This window comes from Mycoplasma sp. 10961 (assembly GCF_055523525.1).
The window spans coordinates 791,391-806,597 of the sequence record NZ_JBVFVD010000001.1 but is presented as its reverse complement, the minus strand read 5'-3'; the positions used below and the strand labels follow the sequence as shown (position 1 = coordinate 806,597).

At 27.4% G+C, this 15,207-nt stretch carries 13 protein-coding genes; 3 read left to right on the top strand and 10 right to left on the bottom strand.

From position 1 onward, the window contains the following. Window positions 1-163: 163 nt before the first annotated feature. From AC0B4T_RS03475 to AC0B4T_RS03445, 7 genes are all read right to left on the bottom strand, one after another. Window positions 164-1,084, bottom strand: coding sequence for a hypothetical protein (locus AC0B4T_RS03475; protein WP_465103146.1), 921 nt, complete (start codon window positions 1,082-1,084; stop codon window positions 164-166). Between the two features lie 531 nt (window positions 1,085-1,615). After that, the gene (locus tag AC0B4T_RS03470; protein ID WP_465103145.1) at window positions 1,616-2,797 is read right to left on the bottom strand and encodes an IS3 family transposase; all 1,182 of its coding nucleotides are present in this window, start codon (window positions 2,795-2,797) and stop codon (window positions 1,616-1,618) included. Between the two features lie 61 nt (window positions 2,798-2,858). Next, on the bottom strand, window positions 2,859-3,770 hold the full coding sequence (locus AC0B4T_RS03465) for an IS3 family transposase (RefSeq protein ID WP_465103281.1): 912 nt from the start codon (window positions 3,768-3,770) through the stop codon (window positions 2,859-2,861). A 13-nt stretch (window positions 3,771-3,783) separates the two neighbouring features. Next, a complete protein-coding gene (locus AC0B4T_RS03460; protein ID WP_465103144.1) occupies window positions 3,784-4,227 on the bottom strand; it encodes a transposase in 444 nt (147 codons plus the stop codon). A 455-nt stretch (window positions 4,228-4,682) separates the two neighbouring features. Next, complete coding sequence (locus AC0B4T_RS03455) at window positions 4,683-5,867, bottom strand: IS30 family transposase (RefSeq protein WP_465103143.1); 1,185 nt, start codon at window positions 5,865-5,867, stop codon at window positions 4,683-4,685. Between the two features lie 54 nt (window positions 5,868-5,921). Further along, window positions 5,922-6,944 carry an IS30 family transposase gene (locus AC0B4T_RS03450; RefSeq protein ID WP_465103142.1) on the bottom strand — a complete coding sequence of 341 codons (1,023 nt, stop codon included), beginning with the start codon at window positions 6,942-6,944 and terminating at the stop codon, window positions 5,922-5,924. Further along, window positions 6,889-7,902 carry a DNA topoisomerase gene (locus AC0B4T_RS03445; protein WP_465103141.1) on the bottom strand — a complete coding sequence of 338 codons (1,014 nt, stop codon included), beginning with the start codon at window positions 7,900-7,902 and terminating at the stop codon, window positions 6,889-6,891. The genes AC0B4T_RS03450 and AC0B4T_RS03445 overlap by 56 nt, the downstream gene beginning before the upstream one ends. A gap of 129 nt (window positions 7,903-8,031) precedes the next feature. On the opposite strand from AC0B4T_RS03445, the gene AC0B4T_RS03440 reads away from it, so the two are divergent. From AC0B4T_RS03440 to AC0B4T_RS03430, 3 genes are all read left to right on the top strand, one after another. Next, complete coding sequence (locus AC0B4T_RS03440; RefSeq protein WP_465103140.1) at window positions 8,032-10,137, top strand: S8 family serine peptidase; 2,106 nt, start codon at window positions 8,032-8,034, stop codon at window positions 10,135-10,137. Next, on the top strand, window positions 10,124-11,098 hold the full coding sequence (locus tag AC0B4T_RS03435) for a hypothetical protein (protein WP_465103139.1): 975 nt from the start codon (window positions 10,124-10,126) through the stop codon (window positions 11,096-11,098). Before AC0B4T_RS03440 ends, AC0B4T_RS03435 begins: the two co-directional genes overlap by 14 nt. 138 nt (window positions 11,099-11,236) lie before the next feature. Further along, entirely contained in the window at window positions 11,237-11,743 is a 507-nt protein-coding gene (locus AC0B4T_RS03430; RefSeq protein ID WP_465103138.1) for a transposase, read from the top strand. 333 nt (window positions 11,744-12,076) lie between these two features. Here the strand turns inward: AC0B4T_RS03430 and AC0B4T_RS03425 are convergent, their stop codons facing one another. The 3 genes from AC0B4T_RS03425 to AC0B4T_RS03415 all read right to left on the bottom strand — a co-directional run bounded on the left by AC0B4T_RS03425 (window position 12,077) and on the right by AC0B4T_RS03415 (window position 15,176). Then, entirely contained in the window at window positions 12,077-13,225 is a 1,149-nt protein-coding gene (locus tag AC0B4T_RS03425; RefSeq protein ID WP_465103137.1) for an IS3 family transposase, read from the bottom strand. A 418-nt stretch (window positions 13,226-13,643) separates the two neighbouring features. After that, window positions 13,644-14,687, bottom strand: coding sequence for a transposase family protein (locus AC0B4T_RS03420; protein WP_465103136.1), 1,044 nt, complete (start codon window positions 14,685-14,687; stop codon window positions 13,644-13,646). An 84-nt stretch (window positions 14,688-14,771) separates the two neighbouring features. Further along, entirely contained in the window at window positions 14,772-15,176 is a 405-nt protein-coding gene (locus tag AC0B4T_RS03415) for a hypothetical protein (protein WP_465103135.1), read from the bottom strand. Between the last annotated feature and the right edge of the window lie 31 nt (window positions 15,177-15,207).

Genomic DNA, 15,207 nt, shown 5'->3' with positions numbered 1-15,207 from the left:
GGTATAAAAAAAACAGAAAATACCTAATATAAACTTTAGAAGCAAAATAGTATTAAGTTGTTTTTATAATTTAAAAATATTAAAGTGTGAAGTTAGAACATTTGATTAAAAATCAAACTAAAATCATCTGGGTTATTTCAATCCAGATGATTTTTATAAAAATTTAATTAAATTTCTTTTCAAATTCTTTTTTAAACCATTTTTCTAATCTTTGACTGTATGATCCATAAGTTTCATAATCATTCCTATATATGTTGTGATATTTAACATTTTTATATTTTTTTATTATGTAAACTTCCCACCAAAGTGCTGGATCAGGGTTATATACCGCTGGTCTAATTAAATAACCTTTATCATATTTGCGGAAATCACGAATATAATTTATTGTAACTTCATTTTCATCATATGTTGGAATTAAATATCCATCATAAAGGTCATGCTTAGTTTTGCTTGTTTCATGTATATAAATATTATTGTCTTTTAACAGTTCGTAAACATCATTATTATCTAAATACAGCGCTTCAAATAATTTTTTTACTTGGGAATCTTGGTTAAAATCTTTATACGGATTTAGTTCTTTAAATCTATTAATTATATATTTATCAAATTCTTCTTGTGTTGTTATTTTAATTGGTCCAAAACGTCATGGTTTTGATTCGTTCATCTCAGAAAGTTGCTCATAACTTTCATTAAAGAATGTTACATTGAAGGTATCAATCCGTTTACCTTCTTCACCTTGCCAACGATAAATATTTACTTGTTTACCGTTTCGTCAAGTTCAAGATTGTGGAACAAAAATATTTATTTTTGTGAAATCTTTGTATTTATTATAAATATCTTGATACATATTTTGAACTTTCTCAAATACTATAGGTTCATGAGCAGGATCAACATCTAATATTTCATAGTCACGGCGAATTTCTCAAGGTTCTTTTTCTATTAATGATGGATTCTCTTGTTCATATAGGGGGACTGGTTTAGGAGTTGGTTCAGGTTTTGAAGGCTCAAGTGGGCTGGTATGTGTACACGAAAAAGTAATAAGTGGAGTTAATAAAGATCCAATCAATAATATTTTTTTATTCATTTTCATTCCTTACTACATGAGTTACAACTGGTCATATAACTAGTTTTTTAAATTTTAATTTTTTCATAATATCTCCCTAAATATTTTATTTATACAGTTTAGCGATTAATATAAAAATTTTAATTAAAAAGTTTTTTGATTCGCTTATAATAATTATACACTATATAATTTCTTGGATATATTAAATTCATAAAATCTACTGAATACAAGAATTATAAAAGTTAAATGATAATAAGTTGTCTCTTGTTAATTAAGGTTCTTTAATATTTGTTATATTTAGCTAATGGTAATATTTTTTAAAACTCTTTATTTAATAATTATTTATCAGTTTGTTTTTTATATAAGAGTGCTTATAGAGTTACAAAAGAACAAATTCATATGTTTAAATTTATAGACAACCGCATATTTTATAGTGAACCCATAAAATTGGACTAAAATTAATTTAAGGATTGATGCCTATATCCTAAAGGTGTCAGTCCTTTTAATTTTGTGATAATAAACATGGACAGCAAAATTTAACATTTTAGTTATTTATAATTCCATAGCAAATTGCTGTGGAGTTTTTCAGTTTAAGTTTGATTGAATTCGGTCATTGTTGTACCAAATTACATATTCTTGTATCATATCATTAAGTTCATTAAATGTTATTTTTGAGTAATCTAAATCATTTAATAATTCAGTTTTAATGATTCCAAACCAATATTCAATTTCTCGATTATCAAGAGAATTTCCCACTCTTGATAACGAAATAATCCCACCAAGATTTTTAACTTCTTTAATATATTGATGATGTGTATATTGAAAGCCATGATCTGAGTGAATGATAAAATTTTTGGATTTGTATTGCTTTAATGAATTTAAATTGTCTAAAACTAGTTCTAGATTATTACTTTTTGATAATTTAAAACCAATAATTTGTTTAGTTTTATGAGACAAAATTGCAGACAAATAAACGTGTGATTCTAACACATCTTTTGGCGCTTTTATATATGAAACATCAGTTGCATAAATATTTCGATTGTTTTGATCATTATAATCACGATTTACGAAGTTATCAATCTGAGTAGATAGGTTTTTAATTTCTTTTCGTTTTGATTTTTGTCTAAGCTTACATTTTAGGCCTAAAAGGTTCATATATCTCCCTAATGAACGTTCGTTTATATCTATTTTGTATTTTTTAGATATGTAAACACTTAGTTTTAACCTTCCATATCTTGACTTTGTTTCTGCGAACGATTTTTCGATTACATCACTATATTTAGGGAGTTTTTGTGCAATTTTAATATTTTGAGTTTTTGAAATTGTTTGTCTAGAAATGCCAAAAACTTCTGCAAGCTTAACATAACTTATACTAAAACTTTTAGATTCAATAACTTTCTTACTTTTAGGTAATTCGTTGGTAATTTCATAATATCTTTTAGCTATTTGCAACAAATCATCACGATCAAAAATATCTCAATTTGGTTCTCTTTTCGTCTTAGGTTTGCCGCATCCTTTTTTACGGCTTTCACCTTTCTTTGTCTGCAATAAGTCTTCCATACCTAAATTATAATACTTAATTATTTTATTAATTCTAACTTTTACACTATTTCTTTGTAAGTTTTTTGTTTCTGGTGATATTTGGTAAATAGCTTGGAAAGCACCTGGGAAACCTGATTTTTGATATTCTTCATATATTTTTGCAAATTCTTCTTTCTTTAAATGTCTTGACATAATTTATCCTTTCAAAAAATTCTTCGTTGGTACCAACGAATGGTAACAGAAAAGCTAACATTTACATGTTAACTTTTCTGTCCGGCTTTATAATTCGTTTTTTGTTGTAATAATTTATATACTTGCGCATCGCTTTTTCTAAGTCTTCTAGAGTTTTGAATTCTTTTTCATGACCATAAAACATTTCGTTTTTCATGGTTCCAAAAAATATTTCAATAACACAATTATCATAGCAATTACCCTTTCGCGACATACTTTGTTTAATACCTCTTTTACTTAATTTGTCACGATATTGTTTCATTTGATATTGCCATCCCTGGTCAGAATGTAAAATTAAACCATTAAGATTTTTATACTTTTTAAAAGCTTTATTTAGCATTTGATTCACTTGTTCAAAATTAGGACTTTTTGAAATTGTGTATGAAACTACTTCACGGTTATGCACATCTATAATTGGTGATAAATATAGTTTTCCACTTGCTATTTTGAATTCAGATACATCAGTACTTCAAGTTTGATTCAATTTTGTAGTTTTGAAATTTCGCTCGTAATAAGTATTATGATTCTTTTTGTCAACAATCCTTGTAAGGAGTAAGTTATTACAAATCTTCCCAATTTCACCTTTATATGATTTATATTTTGATTTTGGCTGTAAACCAAATAAATTAAGTAATTTCATCAATCTTTTAACCCTTTTATGGTTAATAATATAACCTCTATTTCTTAGTTCTAAACAAATTCTTCGATATCCATAACGGGATTTATTCTCATTAAAAATATTCGTTATTACTTGTTTTAAATCAAAATCTTTATCATTTTTTGAAAAACATTGAACAATATAAAAGTATGTTGATTTTGCTAATTGGAAAAATTCTAGCATTAATCTTAATTTATATTTATGCCTTGATTCAAATATTACTTTTGCTTTTTCTTGTTTGGTTGCTCTGTCCTTTGTTGAACCAAGGCTCTCAATTTTTTTAAGAGGTCTACCTCCATTTCAAGCTGGGCATTTCTTTCTTCAAGTTCTTTAATTCTAGATAATGTTTTATCTTGTTTTGGGTTATTATTCTTTGGCATGGTCATTGGTATTTTACCTTTCTTTCCTTATTTATAAGACCATTATACCCAAATAATTTAAATTTTTTCATTCATGAATTAATTATTCCAGTATTAATTAATAGTTCTGCTTCCAAAGAGCGGATAGGTTTACCATTTAATACTTGCTTAACAATTTCTAATTTAAAGTTAGGACTGAAGTTTCGACGTTTATTTCTTTCTGTAAATATGTGTAATCCGTAGAGGTTGTACAAACACTTTATAAACTGAATTGTACGCATATTTACATTAAAAATTTCTGCAATTTGTTTGCTACTCTTACCAGCTTTATATAGTTTTATAATCTTTAGTTTATCTTCTAATTTTAACTTCATAATAAAAACCCCCTAAGTTTTACCAATTGATTTGGTCCAACTTGTGGGGTTCACTATATTTTTAACCAAGTAACATAGTCCAATTTATGCGGTTGTCTATAAATTTTCTATATCATTATAATTACTAAAATGTTAAATTTTCTGTCCGTTTGGTTATTGGAAATATACACTATTTAATAATTTCTATCCATATTCTGTAAAAAATTAAGTTATAATTTTATTATAAATATGAAAGGATAATATGAGAAAATTTAAAAATATAATAAGTGTTTTTTGGAAAAGTCACTTGCGAGATATTAACAAAATAATTGCGTTTTAATTTTAACATAATTTTTATATAAAAAAATGTATGAGAAAACAGAAAACACAACAGTGTTTTCTCGTCGGTTTTGCTTACTTTTGTCAAAAGTAACGCCCCTTTGATTGAAATCAAAGGCGGGGGATTAAAAAAGTTTTTAGGTTATCTTATATTGTCTTACAACTTGCCGATAGTTATTTATTTTATCCATCATATAATCAATTTCTTGCTGAGAGTATTTATCTAGACTTTTTCCTTTGGGAATGTAATACCTAATTAAGCGGTGCATATTTTCTATTGAACCTTTTTGTCATGAACTATATGGTTGGCATTTAAATAGTCTTTCAGTTGGAATAACCTGGTGCAATAAGACATTTTCACTACCATTATCAACTGTTAAAGTTTTAATGTCTAAGTTGTGTTTCTTGATTAGTTTGACAAGAGTTTGTTTGATAGCTTTGGAGTTGCGTTTTGAGAGCATAGCATAAGACATTCTGGTTTGCCGTTCAATTATGGTCACAATACAATATGTATCATTGATTTTACCAATAACGGTGTCTAATTCAAAATGGCCGTGTTCAGAGCGATCATTAATATAAGCTGGACGTTTCGAAATTTCTGTTGCATATTTTAATGTTTTAGGTTTGGTTTGCTTCTTCTTCCTTATGCCATATTTGCCTTCAGATTTTTTAACAATATGGTCAAAATCAAGGAAATAAGGGTATTTTTTAATTATTTTATAAATTGTACTAGGTGAGGGAGCAAATTCATCAGGGGATAATTTTTTAAAAGAATTCACAAGATAGGTAACTGATTTCTTAACTTCTTTTTGCTGCAAATTCTTTTTATTTCTATTTTTATTGTATGTATTAAGCTCACTATACCAATATTTTCTGTAGGTCTTTCATTTCTCTTTAATTGCATCACTTACAAAAAAGAGTCTCGAAAATGAATAACCTAATAAATGTTCGTATAGCTTTGCAAAATTAAGGGTTTTAACCCACATTACTCTTTTTGAACACTTAGGACAAACATAACGATTTTGTTTATCTAAACTAAGTGGTCTGCGATTTGTAATAATTTTAATTTTGCTTTTTATACTTCGAATGTCTCTATCAAAAATCTTGGCTACTTCTTGGATTGAGAAGCCTTCAGAAAGTTCTTGTAAAATATTATAAAGTTGCTCTAGATCGATTTGATCTGATCGTAATTTTCGTTGTGTCCCAAGAACTCCTTGCATTTTCAAGATAGTGTTGTAATTCTCTTCGATTTTAAAATGTTGATATTTATTTTCTTTTCGATATTTGTCAAAAACACAAATATATTTTTCTAAATTTTTCATATAATTTTAAAGTCTCCTTTCATTTTTTTAAAATTTATTCATACAACTATTTTATTACAAGGCAGACAAAAACAATGTCACATGCAAAAAAACTTGCATGTGACATTTCCATTTAATACCATTATCAACTGTTAAAGTTTTAATCTCTAAGTTGTGTTTCTTGATTAGTTTGATAGGAGTTTGTTTGATAGCTTTGGAGTTACGTTTTGAAAGCATAGCATAAGATATTCGAGTTTGCCGTTCAATTATGGCCACAATACAATATGCATCATTGATTTTGCCAATAACAGTGTCTAATTCAAAATGACCATGTTCAGAGCGATCATTAATATAAGCTGGACGCTTTGAAATTTCTGTTGCATATTTTAATGTTTTAGGTTTGGTTTGTTTTTTCTTCCTAATGCCATATTTGCCTTCAGATTTTTTAACAATATGGTCAAAATCAAGGAAATAAGGGTATTTTTTAATTATTTTATAAATTGTACTAGGTGAAGGAGCAAATTCATCAGGGGATAATTTTTTAAAAGAATTCACAAGATAGGTAACTGATTTCTTAACTTCTTTTTGCTGCAAATTCTTTTTATTTCTATTTTTATTGTATGTATTAAGCTCACTATACCAATATTTTCTGTAGGCCTTTCATTTCTCTTTAATTGCATCACTTACAAAAAAGAGTCGAGAAAATGAATAGCCTAATAAATGTTCGTATAGTTTGGTAAAATTAAGGGTTTTAACACGCATTACTCTTTTTGAACACCTAGGACAAACATAGCGATTGTGTTTATCTAAACTAAGTGGTCTGCGATTTGTAATAATTTTAATTTTGCTTTTTATACTTCGAATGTCTCTATCAAAAATCTTGGCTACTTCTTGGATTGAGAAGCCTTCAGAAAGTTCTTGTAAAATATTATAAAGTTGCTCTAGATCGATTTGATCTGATCGTAATTTTCGTTGTGTCCCAAGTGCCCCTTGCATTTTCAAGATAGTATTATGATTCTCTTCGATTTTAAAATGTTGATATTTATTTTCTTTTTGATATTTGTCAAAAACACAAATATATTTTTCTAAATTTTTCATATAATTTTAAAGTCTCCTTTCATTTTTTAAAAATTATTAATACAACTATTTTATTACAAGGCAGACAAAAACAATGTCACATGCAAAAAATCTTGCATGTGACATTTCCATTTAATAGTTTTTGTAAGATGCCTTGAGTAGATGCGGCAGAATATGGACTTTTCCTATATAATGCAGCTTGCTTTAATGGACTTATGGCACTAACTTTTCGTTGTGATACATTAATATTTTCAACTAGTAAAGTTTTGGGAGCTGTTTCAAAATGTTTTTTAATTTCATTTATTTCACTTGATAAAATTCAACCTTTTCGATCAGATGGGTTATTTGGATTGTAATAATATGTTAAAAGCGGGTTATTTTCTAATTTAGCATTTAACATAAAGTATTCTTCAGGAATAAAATTTTGTATTTCACGTTCACGATCGACTACTAACTTAAGTGCAATTGATTGAACACGCCCAGCTGTAGGAATACCTGGCGAATTTTTAAATTTGGCTTTCATTAAATTTGATAGCCGAAAACCAATAATACGATCAAGCATTCTTCGAGATTTTTGAGCATCAATTAAACCTTGATTTAAATCAACAGGGTTTTGGATTGCTTTTATAATTGCATCTTTAGTAATTTCATTATATTTAATTCTTTTGAAGTTTTCAATTTTAAAATAGCTTACTAAATGGTTTCCAATCCCTTCTCCCTCGCGGTCTGGGTCAGTTGCAATATATACAAAATCGGAGTCCTTTAATTCTTTTTTAATTGCATTAACTATTTTAGTTTTAGTACGATCTAATGAATATTTTGGCTCTCATGATTCTAAATCAATTCCCAAACTATATTGACCGTCTGTTTTCATTTTTAAGAAATGACCAACAGAAGCTATAACTTTATAATTACTTCCGAGGTATTTTTGAATTGTGGAAACTTTATTTGGTGACTCCACTATAACTAAATTTTTCATATTATAAAATATACATTTTTTTTAATTATTTACAATAAAAAAACTAAAAAAGGTTTTGTTACTATTTTTTAGTTTAATATGTTTAGAAATATACAATTATAAAAGCAGCAAATATGGTATAATTTAATTATGAAAAAAATATATTACAAAAAATTGAAAAAATTAATTACTTTATCAGTATTACCTCTTGGTATCATGGTGCTGACTTTTACAGTTTCAACAGCAAAGAAACAAAAAAATCAATCAATAAATTGGTATGATAACTTAGATAACAAAAAGTTTGAAGTTAGGGGTCAGGGTGCAAGAATTTCTTTAAACCAAAACAATGAAGCAGTTTTAGTACCTCTTAACAATAATTTTGAACTTAAATTATTGTTAAACCCTGGTTTTGAAACAGAAAATGAAGAATTTATAAGCAAATTTAACAACGAGTTTATAAATAAAGTCAATAAAAATAATTTAATATACAAAACAATGGAAAAGTCTACAATGATGCCCATTGTTTGGTTTTATTTCGAAACTGAACAAGAACGTCAAGACTTTGTGCAAAAACTAAAGAGTTGAAAAGAAATTTATAAATTTATTATTTTTGAAAATAACGACAATATTGAATCAAACTATCGCGATCCACTCAAACCAATTGATGAACCACCTCTAGAGCTTGAGCCGCCATTAAAAGATAAAGGTCTCGTATATTATAATCTTAATATTGATCCATTCTTTCAAGAATATATTGATTCAGTAAATAAAAATGTAAATATTGTTAATGTCCAGGATTATTTGGGTAATTCTGAGGTAAACAAAATTGGAATATTAGAATCTTGAACACATCCATTTGACAAAAATTACCAAAAATATTTTAAAAATGGCATTGAAATTAATGATCTAAATGCAGAAAAATCCAACAAGAAAAAAACTCATTCAACCATGGTATCAATGATTGCAGGTGGAGAGTATGGAATAGATCGATCTTCAAAAATATATTTGCATACATTTAATAAATTAGATAGCAACTGAATCCCCGCAATCGAAAAAATGGTTAAAGATGATGGTATAAGATTAATAAACCATAGTTATGGATATACTATGTACTGAGAAAAAAATGGTAAAAGAGAAATTCGGCCTGGATATTTAGCTGGTTATGACGAAAACGCATATTTCTTAGACTATATATCGCGTAAATATGGAGTAATAAATGTTTTTGCAGCAAGTAATGATGGAAAAGATGATGAACACTTAATTACGGGTACGCAATTATCATTTAATTCAATTATCGTAGGTGCACTTGATGACAATGCTACAAAAAAGAATTTAAAATATAATGCAATAGCTGAATATTCTAATTATAGAATAACCGATGAATTCAAAGATATCTCTAAACCATTATTTGTTGCTCCTGCACAGTTTTATAACCCTGTTTATAATGTTAATAACTATTATAATGGCACTAGTTATGCCGCTCCTGTGGTAACTGGGTTAATTTCAAACTTATTTAAATATAACGAAGGGATAAAAAATAGTGATAATAGGGTTCCAATTGTAAAAGCTATTTTATCTGCTTCTGCAATTAGTCCAAAAGGTGAAGGTTTAAAATATAAATTTAGTGGTTATGAGCAAAAATATGGTGATGGTACTGTTGATTTTAAAGCAATGTTACAAGCTGCTAATAACCATAAAGCTGCACAAATTACTCCAACGACAAAATCAGGCACTTATGTATTAGCAAGTGAACGTCTTGAGCTTCGAAAGGGTCAAACTATTAAAATATCGAGTTCTTGAACTTTTAATGCAGGAATGTTAAAAGTTGACCCAATGCAATCATATTATTCTTTAACAAATAACAACTATTGGGAAGATAAAATAAGTAGATTTGCTTTATCTCGTTATATTGAATCAAGAGAGCCAATAGGTGCCTTTGATACAAGGTATGAATCTAACAACCCAAAGACTCACAATGCTTATTTGTGACTTAAAAAAGAAGAAGCAAAAAAACAACAAAATAATAGGTGATTTTCTGACTATGACTTAATTCTAGAAAAACAAGAACCAAATGGAATCTGGAAAACTGCCGAAAGCATAGTTACAATTGTGACTAATGATGAATTAATTGAATATAAAGTCCCTGAAAATGGAATTTATAGATATACAGTAAGAAAACTATCTGAAAGTTCATTCAAGCATTCAGTAGATGATATTGTCGCAGTAACGCATGTGGTACGTGATGAAGATTATTAAAAAATTATTATTATCTACATATATCTCAATACCATTGCTTGCTTTTGCGTGTAACTTAAAGGAACCACAAGTAATTAAAGAGCCTTTTAAACCAGATCCAAGTAAAGATAAAAAAACTCAAAATAAACCTTTAGAAGAAAAGATGCCAGAAATCCCAATTTTAAAAAATAATATTAATGATAAAAAAGATGTCCAAACATCACAAACTCATGAACCAAAAAAAGTAGAGGATAAAATAGGTGATCCCGCACCAAATAAAGAAGAAGAACTTATTAAAGAACTGCAAGAAATGTATGAAGTTATGTTCAGGATATATGAGCCCTTTACAAAAACTGGAGTTTTTTCACCAAAAGAATGATTGGAGGAGGACCAAGAAACAATTAAAGAACAATACAAACAAGAACGAAAGGGCACATTTAATATAACATTTTTTAATAACTATCCTCCTTATTTAGAGGACATTGAAAACGAAAGAAGATTAGAAGCACAATATATAAGAATAACTACAAAAGACCAGTTTGATACCTATATTGTACAAAGGTTTAAAGAACTGAATAAATCTAATGATTTTAATCAAAATTCACAGATTAAAAAATTATTTGAAGAATTATATTTAAATAATCAAGATGTCTATGAGATTTTAAACGAAAATGATATTTTTATTAAAAAAGTATCAGGGAACTATAAAAACACTGATGGTGGATTTATAATCCCTATTTATGATGACAAAGAAGTAACAATAACTTATTTAGGATTCTATCATGCACCTGATCCGTCAGAAATTGTAGCACCTACTGTTTACTTACCTGATCCATCTCGTATTTGAGAAGTATTCTTAATTAAAAAGGATTTTGCAGTAAAATATAGGTTTATGTTGCGCGACGTCAATACCACAACTCTTGAGTTCAGAAATGAAATCGCTGATTGATACAAAAATAAATTTTTAAATAAATTCTCATAAATTTTCCTTGTCGGAAAAAATTACATGTATAAAATGTATAATTAACCAGGCGTGTTGAATGAAAAATTAATACTAAAAATATAGTGAACCCCAAAAGTTGGACCAAACAAATTGGTAAAACTTGAGGGGGTTTTTATTATGAAATTAAGATTAGAAGATAAACTGAAGATTATAAAGCTATATCATTCTGGCGAAATCTATAGTAATATGGGTGAGATATTCCGCGATACTAAAACAACAATTAATACCACAATTCGCCAGTACCGCCAGCATGGATTAGAATCATTCAAAGAAAGAAAAAGCTGGACAAAATATAGTGCAGACTGTAAATTTGATATTGTAAACCAAATTTTAAAAGGGAGATCCTATCTAAGCATTGGATCTGAGCTACTAATTAATATTAGCATAATTCTTTCTTGAGTAAAAAAATATCAATTATTCGGGTATAATGATATTATAAACAAAACGAAAGGTAGATCCCCCATGACCATACAAAAGAATAACAAACCAAAACTAGATAAAACACAAGCCAAAATTAAAGCACTTGAAGAAGAAAGAGCAAAATTAAAAATGGAGTTAGATCTCCTTAAAAAATTGAGAGCCTTGGTTGAACAAAGAACAGAGCAAGAAAATAAGAAGAAGTAATACATAAGTATATAAATTATTACAAAATTAAAATGACTACACCTTTAGGATATAGGCATCGATCCTAAATTAATTTTTAGTCTAATTTTAGGGGTTTGCTATAATCCCTCCTGTAATTTTTTATTAATAATACTCACACAATTTTTACAAACATAAGTTACATTTTTGTTTAATATACTTAAGAAGAATGTATAAAAACATGTAGAATAACTAATTTTTTGCACTACTTTTTTTAATTTACTGCCCTAAACTGGGAATTTTTTTTCGGACAGTTTTACCTTCCCCAACCATACCATTTGGCTAAGCCAAATGGTATGGTTGGGGAAGGTTTTTTTATCTTATTCTTTTATAATTATATCAGTTTATAAATTCTTTGATTTTTTTTGATAATTCAATAAAAGTAAGCCTTTTACAGGTTTGATCAAAATTTGGAAAAATCTCGCTTTTAAGAATTGAAAAGAAATATTCAATTTCACGGTTGTCTAGACTATTGCCAATTCTTGACATTGATATTTTACCTTTTAGCAATTCTATTTTTTTAGTATATTCAACCGACGAATAAGCGGATCCATGGTCAGAATGTAAAATAAAATTTTTTTTGAATTTTGTATTACTGATATTATTCAAAATTAGTTCGGTATCATTTCTAAGTGATAATTCATAGGTCACAAACTTAGTTTTATGGTCGATAATTGCGGATAAATAAATATGATTTTGCTCAATGTCTTTTGGTGCTGGTATGTAGGTCACGTCTGTTGCATATATATTATTGTTGATTGAATTATAATCTCGTTTTACTAAATCAGGCACTTTAACACAAGTATTTTTAGATTCTTTGTTTTTACGTTTTTGTCTAACAAATGTTTTTAAATTAAGTTTTTTCATATAATTCCCAAGGGTTCTAGGATTTATTTGAATATTATATTCTTGGAAAATATATTTAGCAAGCCTCCTTCGTCCATACCTTTCTTTATTTTCGACAAAACTTTTAAAAATTATTTCTTTGTGTTTGACATTTATCTCTTTAGCCTTGTTGTTATCTTTCAATTTCTCATAATATGTGGATCTTGCTATTAAAAAAATTTTTGCCTTGTATTTTGATGAAAGATTTTCAATTTCTTTAATATTTTTAATATCTGCATCAATATTATTTTCATTAAAAATTCGATAGTAGTATTTTATAACTGCATCTTTTTCATCATCTTTAAGAGTATTAATTCATGTATAATCGAGAACTTTCTTTTTCTTTCTCCCAACACCTTTATCTTTCTTGGGTGATTTACCGCTTTGTGATTCTATGTTCATATTTAAATTATACAGTTTTCTTTTCTTTAACATATTTTTCATTGATTCTTTATTTCAGTATGCTTTTCTGATGTCAAAACAGAAATTTTCAAATTCTGCTTTGGTTATTCCCAGGTTCAAGTATTTATCGTATAAGTCAAAAATTTTGATTCATTCTTTAGTCTTTAAATGTCTCATAAGTACCTCTTTTTCTTTATATTAAAAATATTCGGATTTTGTCCGAATATTTCTTCCCTGTCTACCCAGACTGTTGGGGTTAATCTTTTTTTTATTTTTTGATTTATATTATGATGCTTTTGTTACAAAAAAAGATAATGAAAAAACAAACCAAAAAATTTTTTTCTTCTTTGGCAATTAAATTGGAAAATTTATATATTTTTTGATGTTTTTACTGTTTAAAAAACCAGAACATAATTATGTATATTGTTAAATTAACTACAAAATTTCAAAATGCAGCAAAAAGATTTTTAACCCCCCGCCCTTGATTGTAATCAAGGGGGGCCTTACTTTTGAAAAAGTAAGCAAAACTCCCAGAAAACACGGGCCCGTGTTTTCTATTTTTATTATTTTCTTTTTTAATAAAAAAATATTAAAATTAATATGCATCAATTTTTATTTCATCATTGATGCTCCTGTGTAATGTTCTAAGTATCTCTAAATACTCAGCCATAATCTTATTGGCTTCAAGGATATTTCCTTGTGCATTCACAGATACTCTATTAAACTTTGAGATATATAATTCAAGAGTTTTAAAAAATGAGTTTGTTTTCTTGTGGATAAATGCTAGTTTTCCAACGGCAGGGATAGAATAATCTAAACCTTTTTCAAGAGCTCACATTTCTGTAAAGCTTAGATATTTTCCAGTAGGTTCTTTGGCAAAGTATTTTTTTCCATTATATTTAAAATACAAATTATCATCAGAAGAATGTACTAACACAACATCAGAATTATAAGGAAATATAATCCTTTTGTCATGCATATCGAAGGCTGCAAGGTTTTGACCTTGATATCTAACAACGCCATTTAAAACTTTTCTATTAATCTCTAAATCAACGGCTCAATTGCCGTTTTTCTTTCCTTCTTTTTGAAAAACATTATGTTTAGAAATTATTTTTTTATTCCTCGTGTTGTAATAATTTTGAAATACTTCATTATTTTGCTTTAAATCATTAATATCTTTATATCCGTTTTCATGAATTAATAATGGGTATTGGTCTAATGATGTTCTAAAAGATCTCTCAACGTGTGGTTTATGTTTAGGATTAGAAGAACTGAGTACTTCTATTCCTTTTTTATTTAAATCTTTTTCAAAAATTGTTTGTGCGTTTTCGTTTCCCCAAAAAGTTCTTCTTTTATCAGTATAAATTTTCTTTGGAAATCCATATTTCTTAAATACTATTTCTAACACTCTTTGATATCCTAATGTTGTTTCTTGTTCTTCAAATCATGCTGCTAATAATGTTCCAGTGGCAACATCAATTGCATGATAAAGATAGAATGGTTTATTATTTTTTAAATATGGTTCAAGCTGAGCATCGATTTCAACAATTTCACCAAATTCTAAATTTTTCTTTAGACCCAAAACTTGTCTTTGTTTTTCATTTTGTTTAATTTGTTTATAATATTTTTTTAATAGCAATGTTGTCTCTTGTGAAGTTTTCTTCTTTGATAATTTTGCTATTTTTCTTCCTCTTTTGGTTGTATGTATATTAAATAATCCTAATTAGTTGAATCTTCTTACCAAAGTTTTGTAAGAAATTTTTTGCCTTATAAAAGAACCATATTCTGAATAATAATAACTTTTAAACGAAAGTTGGTTATTTGTTAGAGCACTATTTAAAATAACTTCACATGTTTTTAAATAATCTTTAAACACTAATTCAATTTCTGAATCGGTAACTTTGCAACTTCTTTGTTGATTTTTATTTTTATGACTGATGTTAATTTCTTGATTACTTTTTATTATTTTTTTATATCTTTTTACAGTTGATACACTGAGCTTTGTAATTAAACTAAGTTGAGATAAAGATTTTTCAATATTTGCAGCAATTAATATGAGAGATTGCTGTTTTTTTAGTTCGTAGTTTGTTAAGTTTTTGTACTTATCTATGTTATGTTTAAATATCATAAATAATTTATACCATATTTTAATTAAATTA